Consider the following 17,005-nt stretch of genomic DNA (forward strand, 5'->3'; position numbering starts at 1 on the left):
TTCTTAATTTAAGGTGGCTTTTACTGAACCGCATTTTAGCATAACTTCCCCAAAATAAGGGTTTCTAACCTCACTTTCAAAGCTTAGCCAACTTGCGCCCTTGTTGCCATCCGCCATAGGACAAAACTGAACGTAAACCGTTTTACCCAAGGTATTCAGAACCGATGTTATACCAACCATATCCTCTGACAAGGGTTTAAAATACTTTCGTTGTGCCTCTACATCGGCGGCAGTAGATATCTCCCTAGCGTTTTTGGCAATGGCCTTAAACATCTGTTGCGTTGCTTCGTTCGTAAAATCGAGCTCTAATTTGACAATCTTTTGGTGTAATACTCTCGACTTGGATTGGGCATTTTCAAAATCTGAGGCTATTAGTGCATTTTTCAGTTCAATATAAATATCAAGCGATTCAACAAATTCCTTACTTATATTTGGATTTAGATCGGCCACCGAATTCTTATCGTCCATTGATGGCATTTGGGAATCTTTTGTTTTTACTGCGGTCATCATTGATTTTTTTCCCTGTAATTGTGCTGCGGCATCCAAAGTAAAGGTACCGTTGGTTACGATTACCTCCCCATCGGCAAGTCCTTCCAATACAACATAAATATCGTCCATTTCGCTACCTAGGGTAACCTCCCTCATTTCAAAAACATACTGATCTAAAAAAGGTTTTACATATACCAAAGAGCGTTTTCCTGTCCACATTACAGCAGACTTGGGTATTGTAAGCAGATGGTTATCCCCCCCTACTCCTACAACGCCTTTTACAAACATTCCAGGTTTAAACAGGCCCTTGGAATTGTTCAGAGTAGCGCGTAAAGAAACCGTTCTTTTTAAATTGTTCAGAAAGGGTTCTATGAAATTTACCTTGGCCTTAAAACTTTTGCCCTTAAGTGCGTTGGAAGTAATTTCGATTTCCTGACCAACTTTCAGGGAAGCCAATTGATTTTCATAAACATCAAAAACGGCCCAAACGGTATTTAGGTTTGCAACTTTATATAAGGCGTCGCCCTGCTTGTAATAATTGCCGGCTGCTGCAATAATTTCGGTAACGGTACCGCTTACGTCCCCATAAATAGGGAAATTAACCATGGGGGTACCTGTTTTGAGTACTTCGTCGATTTGCTCATCTGTCATTTTCCAAAGACCCAAGGAGTTCCTCGCTGCCTGATACAGTTTTTCATGGGTCTCTTTAAAAGATGCAGATGTTAACAGTTTATCCTGGGCCAAGTAAAGCTCCGGGGAATAAATAAGACCTATTTCTTGTCCCTTATAGACCCGTTCACCTACGTAATTTACATTTAACTTATCTATTCTTCCATCGTATAGCGTGGTTTGGATGGCGTTGGTCTTATCGTTAGCGGTAATCTTACCAGATAATGACAAGTTTTCATTGCTGTTTTTAGACATCCCTACAACCGTAGTTTGAACGTTGGCGAGCGCCAGGGCATCCTCACTCATGGTAAATTGATTCTCGGACGGCAGATTGTTCCCACCTTCACTTTTAACCAAATCCATGGCACATAAGGGACACGCACCCGAAGTTTCTTTAACGATTTGTGGATGCATGGAGCAAGTCCATACTTCCTTAACAGTTGTTTCCTCATGAGAATGCGTAGTCTCATTGGCATTGTTGTTGCCAAAAAAAATATAGCCCAGACAAATCCCTGCCACCAAAATCACCGTGTAAATCCCATATTTCTTAGCCATAATCATTTATTTATCTGATTATTTGATCTCTCTAAAACATATTCTTGCCTCCAACTGAACAGTACCGGAACAACCAATAATGTAATGAGCGCTGCAAGCATTCCTCCAAAGCAAGGTATTGCCATAGGAATCATTATGCTGCTTCCCCTTCCGGTAGATGTTAATATGGGCAATAAGGCCAATATTGTAGTTGCCGTGGTCATTAAACAAGGTCGTATTCTCTTTTTACCTCCTTCTATAACCGAACTTCTAATTTCCTTCACACTTTTTGGGGTGTTTTTTCTAAAAACCTGAACCAAATAGGTAGCCATCACCACTCCATCATCAGTAGCGATACCGAACAATGCAATAAAACCAACCCATACGGCTACACTAAGTGTAACGGTCTTAATGTTAAAAAGGTGTCTTAAATCCGTTCCCATTATGGCAAAGTCCATAAACCACGACTGGCCATAAAGCCAAATCATGATAAACCCGCCTGCAAAGGCAACAACCACTCCTACAAAGACCATTAGTGATATGGATACCGAGCGAAATTGCAAATACAGTATTAAAAAAATAACCAATAAAACCAAAGGTACTACAAAAGACAATGTCTTTTCCGCATGCAATTGATGCTCATAGGTACCTGCAAATTTATAACTAAGTCCATCTGGTAGGGATAAGGAACCATTGTCTATTTCTTTTTGTATGGTGGAACGTGCATTAGCTACCACTTCCAATTCGGTGTAACCATCTTGCCTATCAAATATGACGTAACCTACCAAAAAACTATCTTCACTTTTTATATTCTGAGGGCCTCTTTCATATTTAACAGTTGCAAACTCCTCCAAGGGAACGCTACCGCCATTTTTCAATTGTACATAAACAGACCCTAGATCATCCGGACTTGTTCTTAGCTCCCTGGGATATCTAACCCGCACTCCATACCTTTCCCTTCCTTCAATGGTCTCTGTAAGTATCTTACCGCCTATGGCCACTTCCAATACTTCTTGTACTTCGTTTATGGAAACACCATAACGTGCTATTTTTTCTCTGTCTATATCGATTATAACATAGGGTTTACCTACAATCCTATCGGCAAAAACTGATGCAGCATTTATACCTGCTACTTTTTTGAGGATGGGCTCCAAATGTAATCCAAACTGTTCAATCTCATCCAAATTCTGAGCCTTTACCTTTATGCCCATAGCTGCGCGCATACCAGTCTGCAGCATAACCAATCGGGTTTCAATAGGTTGAAGTTTAGGTGCCGATGTTACTCCGGGGAATTTTGTATTCTTAACAATTTCGGTCCATATATCGTCCTTACTTTTAATTTGGGGTCGCCAATTTCTAAAAAAGGCACCGTTACGATCAGGTATAAGTTGGTCCGTATCTATTCCGCTTCCCGAGGCTACAAAATTGCCCTTGGTAGTTTCGAAAAGACCTTCATCGTTTTGTCGGAATGAAATAGGCCTATTATTGCTGTCCAAGGCAAATTCGGGTTTATAATAAATTACGTTCTCATACATGGAAAGCGGAGCAGGGTCGAGAGCAGAATCGGCCCTACCTGCTTTTCCAACGACCATATCGATTTCTGGCATATTTTCAACGGCCATATCCAATTGCTTAAGTACCCGTTTATTTTCACTGATACCAGAATGTGGCATAGAGGTTGGCATCAGCAAATAAGAGCCTTCATCCAGTGCGGGCATAAACTCCTCACCGGTGTTGAAGAGTATTGCAGTACCAAGAATAACCATTACACCAGGAATTCCTAAAAACAATAGTTTATTGTCCAAGGCCCATTGCAGAATCCGTACATAATACGTTTTAAAAAGCATCAATATCCCTAGAACCAGGGCACAAGCAAGTACAACAAACAGAAGGTTAACCACAATATTGTTCCCATAACCCATGGGTCGCCAATAGGTACCCAAAAATATTATAATCGCCAGGCAACTAATACCCAAACGAGAGAGGTTAAGTTGTGGTGCTGATACTTTGTTTAGCTTATGCAAAATAGCCATGGCCCCGAAGGCCATTAATACCAATCCAAGAAAATTTCCCATAAACAATATGGCCAGTCCTAAAACAATAAGCAAACTGTTGATTGTAATACTTAGGATTTTAGACCAGTTATATTTTCTGAATATCATACCTGCAAAGGGAGGTATCAAGAAAAGTGCAATCATTAATGAAGCGGATAGCGCAGCGGTCTTGGTAAAAGCTACGGGAGAGAACAACTTTCCCTCCGCTCCTGTGAGTGTAAAAACCGGAACAAAACTTACAATGGTGGTTAAACCCGCAGTCAATATAGCACCCGATACTTCCGTGGTTGCCCTGTATATTGCAGTATCGTTGTTTTCATGTGGGTCTTTTTCGTCCAAATGTCGTACAATGTTCTCAGAGAGAATAATACCCATATCAACCATAGTACCCACGGCAATGGCAATCCCCGATAGTGCAACAATATTTGCATCCACCCCAAAATACTTCATGGCTATAAATACCATTAGTACCGCTACAGGCAGTAAGCCGGAAATTAATGCAGACGCCCTGAGATTGAACAACATAACGATAACCACCAAGATGGTAATTACAATTTCATATGTAAGGGCATCACTTAAGGTGGTAAGTGTCTCCTGTATTAGTTGAGATCTGTCATAAAAGGGTATTATTTTAAGTTGGGTTTTAGTTCCATCTTCAAGAATTTTGGATGGAAGGCCTGGAGATATTTCCTTTATCTTCTCCTTTACCCTGCTAATAACTTCCATGGGATTGGTCCCAAATCGGGATACCACTACCCCACCAACAACTTCGGCACCACCTTTGTCCAATATTCCTCTTCTTTCGGCAGGTCCCATGGAAACGCGGGCAACGTCTTTAATATGTAAGGAAGTAAAATCCTGGGAAGATACCGGAGTATTTTCTATGTCTTTTATTGATTTAACATACCCTAAGCCCCTAACAAAATATTCTGCTTGGTTAATTTCCAAGGTTCTGGCCCCCACGTCCTTATTACTTGCTTTAACGGCATTTACAATCTGTTGTAGCGATACATTGTATTGCCTCATCAGCTCAGGGTCTACATCTACCTGATACTCTTGTACATAACCTCCTACGGAGGCAACCTCGGATACCCCTTGGGTGGCGACAAGTGCATTTTTTACATAAAAATCTTGAACACTCCGTATTTCATGCAGGTCCCAACCCCCAACAACTTTTCCATTAGGATCTCTTCCTTCCAAGGTATACCAAAAAATTTGCCCAAGGGCTGTAGCATCGGGTCCTAAGGTAGGTTTTACATCATTTGGGAGTAAATTGGTGGGTAGGGCGCTTAGTTTTTCCAAAATACGGTTTCTTCCCCAATAGAATTCTACATTATCCTCAAAAATGATATAAACGCTAGAAAAACCGAACATAGATGAGCTTCGTACGGTTTTTACTCCAGGAATTCCCAATAGGTTGGAAGTAAGCGGATAGGTAATTTGATCTTCTATATCTTGTGGGGAGTGGCCTTTCCATTCCGTGTATACGATCTGTTGGTTCTCACCAATATCGGGTATGGCATCCACAGCAACGGGATTTCTGGGTATAAAGTCCAGTCCCAAGTCGAATGGGGCATGTACAACACCCCATAATACGAACAAAACCAGCAGCACAGTCGCTACCAGTTTGTTTTCTATTAGAAATTTGATGCCTTTGTTAAGCATTTTTTATGTTACTAACGCTATGATAAATAAAAAGCCACTTAGCACTAAACGACTAAAATTAGTAATAGATTGCAGCCGCGACTTAATTTGTTGCTCCAAGAAATTTAAAACGAACTGGGACTATGGGTTTTAAAAGTACTTAGGTACAAGATATGAACAGTTTTTATACTTTTCGCAATAAATTTAATTGAGTCAAAAGTAACTTGAAATACCAAGGTTATTGAACAAAACCTTATACTTTAACTACAATAAACTCTGACCTTCTGTTCTTTCTATGTTTTTCTTCGGAACAATAAACCCCATCTTTGCATTCATTGGTCAGTTTTTCCTCGCCAAAAGCCTCCCCTTGCAGTTTATCTTCTGTAATCCCTTTTGTAAACAAATAATCCATCGTTTGTTTTACGCGTCTTTCGGAGAGCCAAACATTATATTTGTCGGTACCCCTAGCATCGGTGTGCGAAGTTACTTTTATGATAAGGGTCGGGTTCTCTTGCATAATGGCATACAGTTGATCTAGTAATCCTTTATATTCTTTGCTTAAATAAGAAGAATTTAAATCAAAATATACATAACCCAAGGCCTTTACCTGGTTTTCAATGTCTTGTATTCTTTTTTGGGCTGCCAAGCGTGCTTGCTCCTCTGCTTCTTTTCTCTCTTTTTCCCTAGCAAGTTGTTCTGCCAGTGCTTTAGCCTCTTCTTCTGCCTTTTTTGCCAGTGCGGTGGAATCTGCCACGCGTTGATTTTCCTTTTCCAAGGCTTCTATGAGCGCTAATTTTTCCTGCCCTTTCTTGGTCAGGCCTTTTTCTGTTTCAAATTGATAGACCACCCCGGCTGCATGCTGTATGTGGTTTGTAACGTCATTTCCAAAGGCCCATTTACCGCTAGAGTTAAAATCCAATCCCCATCGATCTGAAAACCAAGTTCTGAATCCAACAACGGCATTGTAGGTGCCACGTCCAATATCATTGGCATCGGTATATCCCAAGCCGGCACCTATATATGGATCAAACCACCCTGTTTCGCCAATAATCTTGTTCAAATCATAGCTTAATCTGGCATCTAACCCAAAATAATCTTTATCCTCCATGTTTATGGCGTTATCCACAATATTACCTTCTTTATATCGGTTATACGTGGCAATGGCCTCTAACCCTATTCCACTCTTAAAATACCTGCCAATACTTAACCTAGAGGGAAACGGTACTGCGTTCCATTGATCCTTAATTGTTGTAAAATCGTTGAAAGCATCACCGGAATCGTCCACAGCATTAAAACCAAGCCCTACGATCCAGGAACGCTTTATTATACTATCTTTTGCTGTTAACTGTAAATCTTGTGATGAAAGTTGATTTACCATCAAAACGATCAATACGTGCAATGTAATTTTGTAGAATTTCATAACGAACTAAAATTTGGGATTTACCTAGGGCAAAGTTATCGCCAAACTAGAGCTTCATGAACAAAGTACTATTAAGTGTAGTAAAATCCGACAGATGGTACAAAAAGGGGAAACTTTGGCCTACTCCGAAACCTTGTGGTTCGTTAAACTGATCTGTTTTTCGGTCAATGGTATTTTATATATACAGAAAGGACTTGTAACCATAGCCTTAGTGGGGGTTTTAAGGTTCTTAAGGGGTTTTACACCTAAAATCAATTCCCCATCTGTTTCCGTATCAATGAAGAGGCTCGGAAGCATATTTTCAGAGGTCTCCCCATTACAGAATATAACTACAAGTTCTTTATTAAAATCGATGTATGGAGGTACTATGCCAGGCTTGCGTGTCCTATTTATCTTTGAATAAAACCCCTTTAATGTTTTTTGATCTTTTACCACCATAAAAGCTGCTTCCGTTATTCCGGCATAGCCGTCTTGTAATAGCAATTCCAAGTTATCGGCAGATTCCTTACCAGTTTTTACGGCAGCACTGTTCTGTTGGCTTTTACAGGCCGTCGCCAACAACGCTATGCAAAGTAAAAGTTGTTTCATCACTTTCTAATAAGAGTTTTTGTAGCGAGCCCTGTATGCCTTCTCATAGACGGCCTCATAAAGTGGCAGTACATTCAATATATCGAATTCCAATGCCACTTCTGCGGCATTCTCTTTAAATTCTTCCAAAACACTGTCATTCCTAAGAATTTTCAAGGCATTCTTGGCCATTTCATCAATGTTACCAATATCGCTTAAAAAACCGGTAATTCCATGGCGATTTACCTCTGGTATCCCCCCTGTATTACTAGAAATAACAGCTACTTTATTGATCATGGCTTCTAAAGCCGCCAACCCAAAACTTTCAGATTCCGAAGGCAACAAGAACAAATCGGAAAAACACAATATCCTATCTATTTCATTACTATTGCCCAAAAATACTACACGATCCGCTATGCCCAACTGTTCGCTCAACAATTCGGCCTTTTCCTTTTCTGGCCCTTCCCCTACCATAATCAATTTTGCCGGGATCTCTTGCTGAATTCTATAAAAAATCTGGATAACATCAGGGATACGTTTTACCTTTCTAAAATTACTTATGTGAGTAACGATTCGTTCCTCATCCGTGGCCATCAGGGAGCGCTGGCAGTCAGTAAAACTAGTACTATACTTGGTCTTATCTATGAAGTTTGGTATAACCTCAATTTCTTTACGAATATCGAAAAGCTCTAGGGTATTCTTTTTAAGATTGTCGGAAACCGATGTAACTACATCAGAACTATTTATACTAAAGGTTACCGCGGGCTTATACACCGGGTGGTTTCCTACCAAAGTAATGTCGGTACCGTGCAAGGTGGTAATCATCGGAATATAAATACCTTCTTGTTCCAATATTTTTTTTGCCATAAACCCGGCATAAGCGTGCGGAATGGCATAATGCACATGTAAAAGTTCTATTCCGAACAGTTTTATGGTATCTACCAATTTACTAGACAATGCCAACTCGTAAGGTTGGTAGTGAAATAAGGGATATTCGGGAACATGTACTTCATGGAAGTGTATCCTATTGCTCAACAACTCTAAACGAACCGGCTGTTTATAGGTTACAAAATGTACTTCATGGCCCCTATTGGCCAAGGCTATTCCAAGTTCCGTGGCAACTACACCGCTACCTCCAAAGGTAGGATAACATACAATGGCTATTTTCATTATTACAAAGCTACCAATTAATTTATAATGGCATCGTAAATAGCTTGTTGAATGCGGGTTCTTAACCCAGATTTAACTAAAAGTGTATTGGATGCTGAGGGATATGTTCTGTTGGATAGAAATACGTAAACCAACTCTTCATCGGGATCTGCCCAGGTGTAGGTACCGGTAAAACCACTATGTCCAAAGCTCTGTCGGGATACACATCCACAGGTTGGCCCTTTGTCCTTTATTTGGGGTTTATCAAACCCAACCCCTCTTCTAACGTTCTTATCACAGAAATAACAGGTATTGAATTTTTTAATAGTTCTGGCATCCAAGAACCGTTCGCCGCCATAATATCCTCCTTGCAAGTACATTTGCATAATCTTGCCAACGTCATTGGCCGTGCTGAACAAACCAGCATGACCGCCGATACCTCCCTGCATTGCCGCTCCCATATCATGCACATAACCCTGAACGGTTTGGTACCTATAATAGTTATCCACTTCCGACGGAACTATATTGTTCTTAGGAAACTTTTCTAAGGGATTATAGCTGGTTCTGCTGGCCCCTATACGTTTGTACAGAAAATCATCGGCAAGCCGATCTAAACGGGTTTTATAAGTATCCTCTATATATTTTTTAAGCACATAATAAGCAATATCGCTATAACGATACCGATTGGATTTTAGGTCTTGTCTACCAATTCTATTATAAATGGAATCTTGAAAGGCGTTTGTGAGGTATAATTTGTCCGTTACCCGAATAGAAAATCCATCCGAAGGCGAATCCCTATAAAACTCGCTCGATGGCCTCCTCTTTTTATCTAAAGTATCCAAATAAAAGGCTATCCATGCCGGGAGTCTGCCGTAATGAGACAGGGCTTTGAGTACGGTAACATTTTTTAACTCGGATTCTGCATAGGCGGGCATTAGCTCCTTGAAAGTTGTGTTCAGGGCTATTTTATCTTCTTCCTCCATTTTCATTATCATGGGCAAAGTGGCCAATATTTTGGTAAGTGAAGCCAAATCATAGATATGATCTGTCCGTATTTCTTCCTTGGCATCATAGGTAGGTTTGCCAAAACCTTTGTTATAAATGACCTTGCCTTTACGCGCAACAAGTACTTGCGCTCCGGGGTACATCAAAGAATCGAGCCCGTTCTTTACAAGTTCATCTACCCTTGCCAGTTTTGAACTACTTATACCCACCTGTTCTGGGAAACTATACCCCAAACGGGATAGGGATTTTAATGTAACACTTGTGTTTATCGGAAGTACCGTATTGGCAGTCACTGGCAATATTCCATTGGCCCCAACTGCTCCAAATAATACCTGCGCCGCCTTTTCCTGCGCCAACTTACTATTTTGATAAGCCACCAGCAAGCCATCTATTCCTGTAAAGGAAACCACGTCTAACAGGGCGTACGGTTTTGCAAAAACAGTGAGAATAACATTTGAGGTTCTAGCACGCGCAATTTCTTGTAACCAGAACAGTTCGTTCTTCGAAAATTTATAGGATTTCCAAGGACTTTCATTGCTTTTATGATGGCCAATTATGACCAAGTTAAACTTGGACAAGTTGCGTTTTAGGGTAACAATATCTTTACCTTTTACTTCCGTTACCGAGGCATATTTTTTTAACATGGTTAAAAAATGGTCCCCATCGGCATCGCCAAACTTTACGTAGGCGATTTTTTTATTTTCCAATTTTTTTATCGGCATTAACGAAAAATCATTTTTTGGGACGGTAATTGCATTTTCTATTGCCCTTTCATAGATCAGATCGTTCTCCAAACTATTGAGATCTTCGTACAACCCTTCGGTTTCGATGTCCTTGTATTGATGCAGTCCTGCTTTGTACTTGGCCTTAAGAATCTTTTTTACCGAATGTGCCAACCGTTCCTCGCTAAGTACTCCGCTTGCATATGCTACTGCAAGTTTGTTTTTTGCCCGCTCCACATCCAAGGGCATTAGCAGCATGTCGTTACCCGCAAGTAGGGCGGCCAACTCTACCTCGCCGGCGTCTGCATAATTGGACACACCTTTCATATTTAAGGCATCTGTAAATACTAGCCCTTTAAATCCTAATTTTTTCTGTAAAAGATCCGATATAATATTTTCTGATAAGGAAGAAGGGTAACCCTCTCGCTCTTCCAGGCTAGGCACATTTAAATGTGCTACCATTACACTGCTTAAACCTTCCGCTATTAAGCCTTTGTAAGGATACAACTCAATACTGTCCAAACGTTCCATCGACAGATCTAGCAGAGGTAGGGCCTTATGGGAATCCACTGCAGTATCCCCGTGTCCTGGAAAGTGTTTTCCACAAGAAAGCACGCCCGCACGCTCCATACCATGCATAAAGGCAATCCCTTTTCTTGTTACGTTCTCTCTATCTTCACCAAAAGAACGATTTCCAATAATGGGATTTCTTGGGTCGATGTTAATATCGATATCGGGTGCAAAGTTTATATGTACTCCCATACGCTTGGCATGTTTCCCTATTTGATGCCCTACACTTTCTACAATGGTATCATAGGGAATAGCACCCAGGGTCATATTCCAAGGAAAGGCGTAGGTAGAATCCAATCGCATGGCAAGTCCCCATTCGGCATCCATACCAATAAGCAAGGGTATTTTGGATGCTGCTTGATAGTCATTGGTAAGTTTGGCTTGTTTTAATGGGCCACCTTTGGAAAAGATTACACCTCCAATTTTGTGATCTTGGATTAATTTTTTGATTTTATCGGTACTACTGCTTCCCTGTTCGGAAGCTACGCTTACCATAAAAAGTTGTCCTAGCTTTTCTTCCAGGGACATGGATTTAAAAATTGTATCTACCCATTCTTGCTGTGCCAAGCTATCTTGTGTCATCAAAGGGTCTGCCTGACCCCTGACAAAAAATAAGCTTAGAAAAAATAGGCTAAAAAGTAGCTTTAATCTCATAAATAAAAATTACTATGATAGTAACTTAAAACAAAAACTATTATTGCATTTCAACGACTTTACTAATGATAATAAGGGTATACCGCGCTGCTGCTACATAAAACGGGCATGCCAACTTTCTTCGGCAGGTACTTCCCAATGGTGAAGGTATTCATGTTTATTGGTCACCAAATTATTGAACACTATGGTATTTCTGGAAACCGCTTTTTGTCTTGCCATCTTTTTAAAATCGGTCAACCCCTTGTAGGCTATATAGTCGCCTTGCTTATAGGAAACATTCATTTTATCCAATAAATCTACCTTGTACTTCTTTTCCAAAGACTGTATAAAATGTACAGAAGCATCTATGGAGCATCCGGAAGCACCTGTAATAGTGTTGTCTAGAGCCAATATTATAAAGCGTTTGTACCTTATTTCATAACCTGCTTCCAAATGGCTCCCATGGGCCGTCCAATCCTGGATAAAGGTGTCCAATGCCTCTCTTATCTCCCCTAATTCCTTTTCATCAAAACTTCTACTCGCTTGGTATATCCATACTCTAGAAGTATCCGGTAATTTTTCAAATGCTGTTAACATATTTACTTTTTAATACTGATTGTTTTATTAGTTTAGTAACCACCCTGCAATAGCCATGCCTTTTCTAATGGTTCAATATATTTTTGTCTACAGGAACGTACCCGTTTTAGTACGATTAGCAATAAAGTTTTGGATGCTATTACCTTAAAGGTCTTCGGCCTGCGCAATAAGCTCGGCAATATCCATAACGGCAATGGAATTCTCCCTTTCCTTGTTCTTAACCCCATCGGTCATCATGGTATTGCAGAAAGGACAAGCGGCAGCGATAATTTCTGGTTGTGTCTCCAGTGCTTGCTCTGTGCGTTCTACATTAATATCCTTCTCCCCTTTTTCGGGTTCTTTGAACATTTGCGCACCACCAGCACCACAGCATAGTCCTTTTTTACGACAATTCTTCATCTCCGTAAGCTCTGCATCCAGCTTTTTAATTAGATCGCGGGGTGCTTCGTAGATATTGTTGGCCCTTCCCAAATAGCAAGGATCGTGATACGTAATACGTTTTCCTTTAAAATGATTTCCCTCCAAGCCAATTTTGCCTTCTTCCACCAATTGTTTTAGGAATGTTGTATGATGCACTACCTCATAGTTACCACCCAGACCTGGATACTCATTTTTAATGGTATTGAAACAGTGTGGGCAAGACGTAACTATTTTTTTAACCTCATAGGCGTTCATTACCTCAATGTTGGTAACCGCCTGCATTTGGAACAAAAATTCATTTCCAGATCGTTTTGCCGGGTCTCCCGTACAACTTTCCTCAGTACCAAGAACCGCAAAGCTTACCTGTGCTTTATTCAAAATTTTTACAAATGCTTTGGTAATTTTTTTTGCCCTATCATCAAAACTTCCTGCACAACCCACCCAGAATAATACCTCCGGTTGCTGACCGGCCGCAAAAAGTTCGGCCATGGTAGGTACTTTAATCTCACTGCCCATATGTGTCCTTGCTTTTCATTATTATTCGTTTGCCCAATTAAGCCTATCCATCTGATTAAAAGGCCAAGGTGCTCCATTATTTTCTATATTCCCCATCATATTATTCAAATCCATGGGCGCAGCGGACTGCTCCATTACCAAATACTGCCTCATATCCATGATTATGGATAAGGGGTCTATGCTTACCGGGCAGGCTTCCGTACATGCATTACAAGACGTACAGGCCCATAGCTCTTCATGACTGATATAATCTCCCAAAAGTTGCTTTCCATCTGCAACAAATTCTCCTTTATTGGCCTCCATGTTTTTGCCAACTTCCTCTAGCCTATCGCGGGTGTCCATCATTATTTTTCTCGGCGATAATTTCTTACCGGTAATATTGGCCGGACATTCGCTGGTGCATCTACCACATTCGGTACATGTATAGGCGTTAAGTAATTGTATCCTGGTCAAATCCATTACGTCCGAAGCCCCAAATTTTTCAGGTACCGGCGCATCTTCGGCTGGTGCGGCAAAAGGATCTGCAGAAGGGTCCATCATTAAGCGTACCTCTTTGGTAACCGCCTCCAGATTTTCTAACTGACCTTTTGGTTTTAGTTTTCCATAATAAGTATTCGGGAATGCCAATAAAATATGGAGGTGTTTAGAATAATAAAGGTAATTGAGGAAGAAGAGTATTCCCACAATATGCAACCACCAGGCAATCCGTTCCAAAACAATCAAAGAAGCAGTAGACATATCGCCTAACATACCAGATATAAACTGACTTACAGGGAACATTCCTGCTTGGGTATAATGTTCCGCACCCATTTGTTGCAATTGATAATCTGCCCCGTTCATGGTAAGAAACAAGAGCATTAGCACCAATTCTATATACAGGATAAGGTTACCATCTTGCTTTGGCCAACCTTTCATCTCTGGCTTTATAAAACGTTTTAACCGGATAATATTCCTTCGTAACCAAAATAGGACCACGGCAACAATCACAAGAAGCGCCAAAATTTCAAAAGCACCTATCAGCAAGTCATAAGCCATTCCTAAAGGGGCAAAAATGCGGTGGGTACCAAAAATACCATCAATGATGATTTCCAACACTTCAATATTAATGATGATAAACCCTACATACACTAAAATATGGAGTATCCCCGCTACCGGTCTAACAACCATTTTGGATTGCCCAATGGCTATCCTAGCCATGTTTTTTAACCGTTCCGATTTGTTATCGGTTATACTTATTGATTTTCCCACTTTTATATTTCGGGAAAGCCTTCGTACATTTTTTACAAAAAAAGCTATACCGGCAAGCAGTATTATGGTAAATAAGATGTTGGGGAGGTAATCCATCTATTGTTTTTCTAATTGCTGCGCAGGATCATTTTCGGGTACCACATATTCTTTCTGCTTTTTGCCAAATACCGATACGTTAACATAACGCTTTGGGTTTAAGCGAAAGTCCTGAAGCAGCAGGTCTAACTCCTTGGAAGCATTGGCAAGGTTAACATACAACTCTTCATTATGCATCAGCTTCCCTAGGGAACCTTCCCCTTTTTCAATCTTGGCTAGAAGAATATCCAAATTGCCTACCGTAGACTCCAAACTACGCATGGTCTTTGCCAACCCTGCGCCTGCCAAAGAATCCGATAGTTTTGAAAAGTTATTGGTAATGTGGTTTATGTTTGTAATGGAACTATCTAGTTGGGACTTATTATTGGCCAATAATTCGTTAAGGGTATTGGCACTACCCTGAAAACTTTGTACCAACGTATTGAGCCCGCCAATACTCTCCCGTAGATCTCTTTTGGTTTTATCGTCTAATATTTCATTAAAATTTATTAATAAGGAATCAGCATGGCCCACGGCCCCCTCTATCTTTAATTGTAAAGGTGCCAAATTCTGTTGTACCAGTTCCGTAAGGCCTGGTTTTGTTTCTGTTGGCAAGGTATCCCCAGACTTGGCCAAGGCTGCACCATCAAAAACCGGTTTAATCTGAATCCCCTTGCCTCCAATGATTCCGGTGTCATAGAGTTCTGCCTTACTGTTTTTGGAAAACTCAAAACTATTATCAACTGAAAAGGTAACCAGTAAATTACCCTCCCTATCCTTAAATCTAATATGCTGCACCTTGCCCACTCCAAAACCATTTATAGATACCTGTGTTCCAGGTTGCAGGCCTCCCACATGGTCATATACCGCGTAGAAAACTTTACTGTCATCAAAAAGTGGGGTAGATTTTAAATAGCTAAAGCCTAAGATAAACAATAGGATCCCGCTTATAACGATAATCCCAGTCTTAATTTCCCTGGATAGTTTCAAAAGGATCTTTTTTCTGTTCTAAACAAAATTAGAAATAATTTTTAGAAGAGTGACTATTATTCTGAAACGTATTTTAGCGCTTCGGATAACTCTATTCTTTTACCCTGTCTATACGCAACAATATAGGAGCTGGTATACCCTTTTGCATCGGCATTGGATTTTAACAGGGTAGCCTCAAAATGGGTCTTAACACTACCGTACATATATCTATATAGGTTTTTGTAGGGCTCTTTTGATAATCTATTGAGTCCTCTAAAATCTTCTGCTCGCAAAGGAAGATCCTTGGAGCTGGCCAAAATCTGCACCTTAAAGACAATATCATCTTTGATATTTGTCGTTTTCTGAGTACCGGTAGCTACTGCCGGTTTATTGGTTTTGGCAGCGGGTTCTTCTTCCGCAGTTTTTGTAGTGACGGCTTCTACCGACGCCTTAGGTTTAGGTTTTTCCACCACAGCCACTGGAGGTTTGGGTTTGGGTTTTGTGGCTACTTCTTTTAGGGGTTCCGGCTTTTCTTCTTTCCGGGCAACCGCTTCTTTTGCCGTATCCTCCTTAGCTTCTTCGCTAGGTTGTTCCAATACCGGCTTTTTACTTTCCGTAGTGGCAACCACTACTTCTTTAGGCGTCTCTACTATTGGCTTGGTTTCTGCTGGTTTACTTTCAGTAGTAGCAGGTTCTGGCACATTCCGAGGTGATGCGCTGGTTGTATTGGATTTTATATTGTTCTTATACTCCACTATAGCGTCTGCTATGGCCTTTCCCATTTGGGACTGACCTGTTTTGGAATTTAGGTACTGTCCCTCATCTTTGTTGGTGAGAAAACCTGTCTCTATAAGTACGCTTGGCATAAAGGTTTGATGCAATACAATAAAACCCGCTTGCTTTACCTTCCTGTTATTTCTTTTAAGCTTATTTGAGAAATTATCTTGCATCATCTTGGCCAACATAATGCTCTGATCTAGAAACTCTTCTTGCATAATGGTTAAGCCAATAACCGATTCCGGGGAGTTGATATCATATTCGGCATACCTTATCTCGTAGTTATCCTCTAGATAGATAACCGAGTTTTCCTTCTTTGCTATTTCAAAATTCTGTTTGTTGGCATGCAGGCCCAAAACAAAGGTACCCGCCCCATGGGCATCCGAGGTGTGCGAATCGCAATGTACCGAGACAAAAAGATCCGCATTGGCCTTGTTTGCAATCTCTCCGCGCACAAAAAGATCTATGAAGGTATCGTCCTTTCTGGTATAGATTACCTCTATGTCCTGGTTTTTCGCTAAAAGTTCCCCGGCTCTAAGAACAATACTAAGGGCTATATTTTTCTCTAAATAGCCGTTTCCAAGATTTCCAGGATCATGTCCGCCGTGGCCTGCATCCAATACCACAATAAACTTATCTGCCGGGCCGTTCTCGGTATCATTTTTGCTAAAGGATATCAACAGACAGGTCAATATAAAAACGGGAATTATATAAAACAGTTTCATTTTCATATCAACATTAGAATTTTATTGCTTTTGTCATTGGTTAAATTTATTGTAATACCCTACGAACGGAATAAAAAATATATGTAAGTTTGGGTTCCAAAAACTAAGCCAAACCTTTACAAAAATAGGATTTATAGCTTTGCAATCAAACAAACATTATTTACTTTTCCTATTACTACTATCGTTTGGTACAGTTTCCCTTTTGGCACAGGAGGATCTTAT

General features: G+C 40.4%; 11 protein-coding genes. All 11 read right to left on the minus strand.

Annotation, left to right across the window (positions count from 1 at the left end):
• Nucleotides 1-3 precede the first annotated feature (3 nt).
• Nucleotides 4-1,713 (minus strand): efflux RND transporter periplasmic adaptor subunit, encoded by a 1,710-nt coding sequence (locus ACEQ81_RS17205; protein ID WP_411032164.1) that lies wholly within the window; start codon nucleotides 1,711-1,713, stop codon nucleotides 4-6.
• Between the two features lie 2 nt (nucleotides 1,714-1,715).
• Nucleotides 1,716-5,411, minus strand: a complete 3,696-nt coding sequence (locus ACEQ81_RS17210; protein ID WP_411032165.1) for an efflux RND transporter permease subunit — start codon at nucleotides 5,409-5,411, stop codon at nucleotides 1,716-1,718.
• 232 nt (nucleotides 5,412-5,643) lie between these two features.
• A complete protein-coding gene (locus tag ACEQ81_RS17215; RefSeq protein ID WP_411032166.1) occupies nucleotides 5,644-6,810 on the minus strand; it encodes an OmpA family protein in 1,167 nt (388 codons plus the stop codon).
• A gap of 120 nt (nucleotides 6,811-6,930) precedes the next feature.
• Nucleotides 6,931-7,398, minus strand: a complete 468-nt coding sequence (locus tag ACEQ81_RS17220; RefSeq protein WP_411032167.1) for a hypothetical protein — start codon at nucleotides 7,396-7,398, stop codon at nucleotides 6,931-6,933.
• Nucleotides 7,399-7,404: 6 nt separating this feature from the next.
• A complete protein-coding gene (bshA, locus tag ACEQ81_RS17225) occupies nucleotides 7,405-8,547 on the minus strand; it encodes an N-acetyl-alpha-D-glucosaminyl L-malate synthase BshA (protein ID WP_411032168.1) in 1,143 nt (380 codons plus the stop codon).
• A gap of 17 nt (nucleotides 8,548-8,564) precedes the next feature.
• Nucleotides 8,565-11,477 (minus strand): glycoside hydrolase family 3 N-terminal domain-containing protein, encoded by a 2,913-nt coding sequence (locus tag ACEQ81_RS17230; RefSeq protein ID WP_411032169.1) that lies wholly within the window; start codon nucleotides 11,475-11,477, stop codon nucleotides 8,565-8,567.
• Between the two features lie 93 nt (nucleotides 11,478-11,570).
• On the minus strand, nucleotides 11,571-12,053 hold the full coding sequence (locus ACEQ81_RS17235) for an ABC transporter ATPase (RefSeq protein ID WP_411032170.1): 483 nt from the start codon (nucleotides 12,051-12,053) through the stop codon (nucleotides 11,571-11,573).
• Nucleotides 12,054-12,197: 144 nt separating this feature from the next.
• Nucleotides 12,198-12,989 carry a (Fe-S)-binding protein gene (locus tag ACEQ81_RS17240; protein ID WP_411032171.1) on the minus strand — a complete coding sequence of 264 codons (792 nt, stop codon included), beginning with the start codon at nucleotides 12,987-12,989 and terminating at the stop codon, nucleotides 12,198-12,200.
• A gap of 21 nt (nucleotides 12,990-13,010) precedes the next feature.
• On the minus strand, nucleotides 13,011-14,333 hold the full coding sequence (locus tag ACEQ81_RS17245; RefSeq protein ID WP_411032172.1) for a 4Fe-4S dicluster domain-containing protein: 1,323 nt from the start codon (nucleotides 14,331-14,333) through the stop codon (nucleotides 13,011-13,013).
• A complete protein-coding gene (locus ACEQ81_RS17250) occupies nucleotides 14,334-15,302 on the minus strand; it encodes an MlaD family protein (protein ID WP_411032173.1) in 969 nt (322 codons plus the stop codon). It lies immediately after the preceding gene.
• A 56-nt stretch (nucleotides 15,303-15,358) separates the two neighbouring features.
• On the minus strand, nucleotides 15,359-16,789 hold the full coding sequence (locus ACEQ81_RS17255) for an N-acetylmuramoyl-L-alanine amidase (RefSeq protein ID WP_411032174.1): 1,431 nt from the start codon (nucleotides 16,787-16,789) through the stop codon (nucleotides 15,359-15,361).
• Between the last annotated feature and the right edge of the window lie 216 nt (nucleotides 16,790-17,005).

Source organism: Spongiimicrobium sp. 3-5 (assembly GCF_046557915.1).
Lineage (GTDB): Bacteria > Bacteroidota > Bacteroidia > Flavobacteriales > Flavobacteriaceae > JBHEBG01.